General features: G+C 68.3%; 6 protein-coding genes. 1 reads left to right on the forward strand and 5 read right to left on the reverse strand.

Annotation, left to right across the window (positions count from 1 at the left end; all coding sequences use genetic code 11):
• Positions 1-268 precede the first annotated feature (268 nt).
• The 4 genes from ACFXA3_RS34950 to ACFXA3_RS34965 form a co-directional block, all read right to left on the reverse strand.
• A complete protein-coding gene (locus ACFXA3_RS34950; protein ID WP_385193764.1) occupies positions 269-1,042 on the reverse strand; it encodes a hypothetical protein in 774 nt (257 codons plus the stop codon).
• Positions 1,043-1,118: 76 nt separating this feature from the next.
• Complete coding sequence (locus tag ACFXA3_RS34955) at positions 1,119-1,925, reverse strand: hypothetical protein (RefSeq protein WP_385193766.1); 807 nt, start codon at positions 1,923-1,925, stop codon at positions 1,119-1,121.
• Between the two features lie 618 nt (positions 1,926-2,543).
• Positions 2,544-2,960: a DUF5958 family protein gene (locus tag ACFXA3_RS34960; protein WP_385193769.1), complete on the reverse strand. Its 417-nt coding sequence runs from the start codon at positions 2,958-2,960 to the stop codon at positions 2,544-2,546.
• 78 nt (positions 2,961-3,038) lie between these two features.
• Positions 3,039-3,806, reverse strand: coding sequence for a DsbA family protein (locus ACFXA3_RS34965; protein ID WP_385193771.1), 768 nt, complete (start codon positions 3,804-3,806; stop codon positions 3,039-3,041).
• 218 nt (positions 3,807-4,024) lie between these two features.
• Between ACFXA3_RS34965 and ACFXA3_RS34970 the strand changes: the two genes are divergently transcribed.
• On the forward strand, positions 4,025-4,300 hold the full coding sequence (locus ACFXA3_RS34970) for an isoamylase early set domain-containing protein (protein ID WP_385193774.1): 276 nt from the start codon (positions 4,025-4,027) through the stop codon (positions 4,298-4,300).
• Between the two features lie 279 nt (positions 4,301-4,579).
• On the opposite strand, the gene ACFXA3_RS34975 is transcribed toward ACFXA3_RS34970, so the two are convergent.
• Positions 4,580-5,108: hypothetical protein (locus ACFXA3_RS34975; protein ID WP_385193776.1), on the reverse strand; the 529-nt coding region annotated here is incomplete at its 5' end.

The following is a 5,108-nucleotide window of genomic DNA, read 5'->3' on the forward strand; positions in this document are numbered from 1 at the left end:
GGACTGAGTGAGCAGCGTGTCCGCAACCACACGCACCGGATCCGGCGTTACCGGCTCCGCAGGAACAGGGGAAAGCGACATCACGTCAGCGTCGCACACCCCTACGACCGCCGACCTCTATTGCGTGTCTCTCCTCATGGCGCAGGACCCTTGACGGCCGATCGGCTGGGAGCCGCTCTCATGACCGGCCGTATCCGTCGAGGCGTTCCGTGGGACCGGCGAAGAGGGAGGAAGGGAGGAAGGGAGGACTCGATGGTCGCTGCCCGGTTCAGTGCGTGGCAGTGTTGCGGAGTGTGAGGGTGGTGCTGGCGGCGTCGGCGAGGGTGGTCTGCGGCAGGATCCGGACCGCGCCGAAAGTAGTGGCGTCGCTCCAGGCGCACACCGCCTGATCGCCGTTGGGGCCCGGGGAGAGGCCGCAGCTGAGGCGTCCGCCGTATGGTCCCGCCTCGAAGGGGGTCACGTCGTGGGCTTTCGCGCCGGCGAAGAAGTCACGAAACTCCTGCGTGATCGAGTTGTTGGCCTTCTCCTTGCGGACCTTGGGGGACCACTCCGCGCTGTTGACGGATACGAACAGGTCGAGGTTGCCGTCCCCGTCCTTGTCGTAATAGCCGAACTTCGATCCCTCTGGCTTTTTGCGGCCTGCCAACACGGCCGCCTCGGCTTGCTGAGCAGCGTCACCGGTCATCAGCTGAAAACCCGCAAAAGTGTCCGGCAGGACAACCGCACGCGAAGCACTCGCGCTTGGGGATCCGGACCCGGTCGCTGCCGCCTCCGAGGCACGGGGTTCGGGATCATAGGAAGCCGCGGCCTGTGCCCCCGCGCCCGCCACGATCAGCACCGTCACACCGGCGATGAGCAGGCGCCGCTTCCGCATCTCGCGCAGGGTTCCCGCGGGATCGCCGCCGGCCGGGGTCGACGGCGCGCGCCAGGAACGGGTGAGACGCCAGAGCAGCACGATGGCGACAACGGCGACGGACAGGACGCCGACCACGTGGCCGATGGCGTAGCTCTGTGAGGTGGTGTCCACGGATGCGACGATCACGCCCGTATCGTACGCGTGATCGAATCACCGTGGATCACGATTGACGCACGCAGGAATGGGTACTTCGTGCGGTCCGTCAGCCGAGCTTCTTGGCCTGGGCCTCGACGACTTCCTTGGGATGGTCGGCGGTGCCGCTCATGCTCTGCGCATAGAAGAGAGCGAGGGTGTTGGCCTTGCGTACGACCACGAGCTCAGTCAAAATGCGTCCGACCTCGTCGTCCTCCATCGCAAGGGTGTAGGTCAGAGTCTCGTCTCCGACTTCGACCTTGGTGAACGGACGCACCGTGGTACTGCCGAGTTGCTCGCCCGCCACGGTGGGCACGAACCCCTTCGCACAGGGCAGGCCCGCGTCGCCGAGCGAGCGGAAGGCCCGCTCCGCGCCGTCGCCGTCGTACGAGTACAGGCTGACCACGGTGGCGGTCACTCCGAGGGCATTTTGGATGGCGAGCTGCTTGTCTTCCTCGCTGGCGTCCTTGCTCACCGGCTTCGGCTTGGCGGTCACTGCGGTCCGTACCGCTCCGGTCGGGCTGCCGATCGGCGCGGTGGCCATCGCCCGCAACACCGGAAGACACTCGGGGACGTCGCTGACGGCCGATTCCCCGGCCTTCACGTCCTTCTCGGAGACGGTCTTGAAGAGGTGGTCGGGCAGGTCCGCCTGAACCAGGATCACGCCCGCCAGCTCCGCGTCCGTCTTACCCTTGGCCGCCGGAGCCGCCGGAGCCGCCGGAGCAGATGCGGAAGTCGATGCCGACGGCTTCGCGTCGGCCTTCGCAGCACCGCCCTTCTCGTCGGCCTTGCCGGAGCTACCGCAGGCGGAGGCGAGCAGTACCAGAGACAGGGCAGAAGCCGTGAAGACGGTACGGAAGGCGAGCGTGGTGCGCATGATGGTGTTCCCCCCACAGGAATCTACGGATAGGCCCAGCACTCTGCGCCACCCGGAACCGGGTGGCGCCAAGAGCTGGGGTAATCCACACCGTACGGGAGCCAACCCTTCGCACCAGCACCGGACATACCTGCCTCGCACATCGTGATCTCCCCGATATCAGGCTGCCACGGACATCGGCGCGCAACGCCCTCCGTGTCGCGGCTGAGCGGGCCACGGCATGGACTCATTCCGGGGACGGGTCTGGGTCTCTCCAGGCAGTAGTCCTGCCATCGCCATCGCTCGCTCTCGCTGTGCCGACGATCACTGCCCGGTGATGCACGACCCCCTGCCGCTCCCCCGATCAGCTGCTCATGCACGCACCCCTGGCGGCTGTTCAAGACCTGCCGCCGTTGCAGGTGTAGGGCGGCCGGGTGGTACTGCCCCCGGCGATGCCGGGCACCGCCCTTGCCCATGCACGCCCTATCGGCACGGGCTACCCGCACTCCAACCAGACCCTCCCGGCTGCGGACGGCCGGCTGCAGCCCAGGGAACGTCGCCTCGCCACACGAACCCAAGCTCTACGCCCTGGCTCGCGGCCAAGACACCCTCTTCAGAAGTCCACGCAACCGTTGATGCTCACGCGGTGGCCGCTCTCCAATCGGTTCCACCCGCCAACTGGTGCCAGTCATGACCGCACCCGCCAGCGCAGAATCGCTTCCGACGACGTTCGTCCGACACCCCCAGCAGCGCCACCAACAGCCGAAATGACTTCACCCGCTCGTCCTGCGGCAGATTAATGATCTTTTCCAGTTGCACGTTCAGCTGCCCACGCGTGATCAGAACCGCAGGCGTGTACGTCGGCCGAAGGCCAGCACGTCGAACGCTTTTGGGCCCGTCCTCCTCCGTTGCGCGGGCTTGCATGCAGTGTCCGCACAGCTCCCGCAGGACCTCGAACTGGTTCTCAGCCGGCAGACCTTCGAACCACTCGACACCCTGCTCGATCGGACGCAAGTCCTGCGCAAGCATGTTCAGCATGACCGTATGCTCGTCCATCTGTCTCCCCCTGCGATCTGGCCAAGGCAAGTCGCCCCCGTAGCCCATCGAACCAGATCGCGAAGCATGGCTGGAGTACTAGGAGCGGTGGAGCTGCCAGGTCACCGGGTCCTTACGGATGGTCGTCAGCAGATCCGCGGCGAGGTCTTCCTCGAAGAGGTTGCCGTAGATCTTCTCCGGGACCATCTTCGCGTTGATGGTGACGGCGGGGGTGCCCGGCCCGAGCGGATCATCCCCGGTGTGCTGGTAAGCGGTCTGCGACGCGGTCACGAAGTCGCCGTACTTCATCGCGGTCACCGCGGCATCGAAGGTCTCGCTCCGCAGCCCCGGCACCCGTGCCGCGAGTTCCAGCAGACGCTCGGTGGTATAGCCGCCGGACGCCTCGACCTCCGCCTGGCTTTCCACCAGCACGGCGTGGTACTCGGTGAACCTCTGCGCCTCCAGCGCCGCGCGCAGCGCGTTGACGGCCCGCTTGGAGCCATCGCCACCCAGGCGGGCGTCCTTGAACGATGCCAGGGTGTATTCCGTCCTCACCTGACGGCCCACAGTCTGGGCGCGGATCGCTTTGGCCCCGGTCGACTCGAATTCCGCGACCACCGGGCACCGCGGGTCCTCGTAGAGGTGGACGACGGTCTTGGCCCGGGGATCCCCCACCATGATCGTCGTGCCGTCCGAAGCCAGCGACTCGGGCAGCTCCGTGACCCCCGCGTACGCCGCCGGCGCGGGCCCGGCCTCGGCCTGCGGCCCCGAGGCCGCCGACGGCCCCCGCCCACAGCCTGCGGCTGCGACCGCAAGCGCTGCGCACACCGCCACAGCTGCCGCCCGACTGCCGTACCTGACCTGCATGAAAGTCCCTCCCCTGATCAATCCCCCGACCCTAGACACCACCCGGAGAGACCGCACACCAATTTCACGGCTCAGCCACCCCTTGATCCGCCGTCGTCACAACGGTGGTCGTACGACGATGACCGGCACACGGGCCCGCGGCCACGTCCCACCGTGACCGGCCGCCGCACAGGCAAGGATGCCCGCACCTCCGACGACTTCCACGGCTGGAGACCACCGTGCTCGAACGCAAGCAGCTCAAGGACCGCACCCAGGTCACCTTCGTCCTGCCCGCAGACACCCCAGACGGGCCGGTCAGCGTGGTCGGGGAGTTCAACCACTGGAACCCCGCCGCCCACCCGCTCGAACCCCAAGGCAACGGCACCCGCACAGCCCGCGTCTCACTCCCCGCCCACACCAGCCAGGCCTTCCGCTACCTCGCCGCCGACGACTACTGGTTCAACGACGAACACGCCGACCACCACGACGGCACCAACAGCCGCATCCACACCTGACCCCACCCACCCGGGCACGAAATGCGGCCGCAGACTGCCCGAACCGCCCGCGTGGCCGATCGAACGCGGCATCGGAGTAGGCCGGCTCCCGGTCCGCGTCCGCGCAAGCGGATGCTGGGATGCCCGCAAGCGCTGCACGGGCCAGCCTGGACCAGGCGAGGCAGTCGCTGGCCGATGGCGTACAAGCCTGCCCCCCTGCCGGCCCGACCCCGCCCTCGGCATGGAATGACCCCGCGGCAGGACACAACGGGCGCACCCCCCACGGCCTGTCCGCCGGGGCTACAGAGCGGTGCATTGCCGGTCGGTGCGGCGGGCGAATGCCCGGTCGGCGCGACGGCGGTGGTAGACGGCCTCGGGCCGGATACCGGCGGCGAGCGCCGCCTGGCGCAGCGCGACACCGGGGCGCAGGTTGCCGAAGAACGCTTCCCAGTCCTCGGCGTCGGGCGTCGTGTCCGGGTTGCGCGGGTAGGCCTGGTGAGCGGCGTCCATGGCGGCGGCGAACGCGGGATCGCGTTTGCGGCGTTCGTGGATCACGGCGGTGGTGATCCCGACCTTGGCCGCGGCGACGGTGACGGACAGGCCGGCTTCCAAGTGCCCGAGGAAGATGCGGTGGCGCTCTGGGGTGAAACGGGGCGCCCCGGCGGGCGCCGGCTGCCCGGCCCCGAGTTCCTTGGCCGTATCGCAGGCCCTCGCGAACGCCGGATCGATTTGGCGCCAGTGGCTGGTCTTACCGGCCACGTCGAAGAGAAACTGCGCGGCCAGGCTCGGCGTGCAGCCCAGTGCGAGGAGCCGCAGGTACTCGGCGCGT

This window comes from Streptomyces sp. NPDC059456, from assembly GCF_042750055.1.
Classification (GTDB): Bacteria; Actinomycetota; Actinomycetes; order Streptomycetales; family Streptomycetaceae; genus Streptomyces.

Excerpts from the sequence above, each read along its gene's own strand:
- ACFXA3_RS34955 (WP_385193766.1), bottom strand. The coding sequence starts at position 1,925 with ATGCGCACCACGCTCGCCTTCCGTACCGTCTTCACGGCTTCTGCCCTG.
- ACFXA3_RS34960 (WP_385193769.1), bottom strand. The coding sequence starts at position 2,960 with ATGGACGAGCATACGGTCATGCTGAACATGCTTGCGCAGGACTTGCGT.
- ACFXA3_RS34965 (WP_385193771.1), bottom strand. The coding sequence starts at position 3,806 with ATGCAGGTCAGGTACGGCAGTCGGGCGGCAGCTGTGGCGGTGTGCGCA.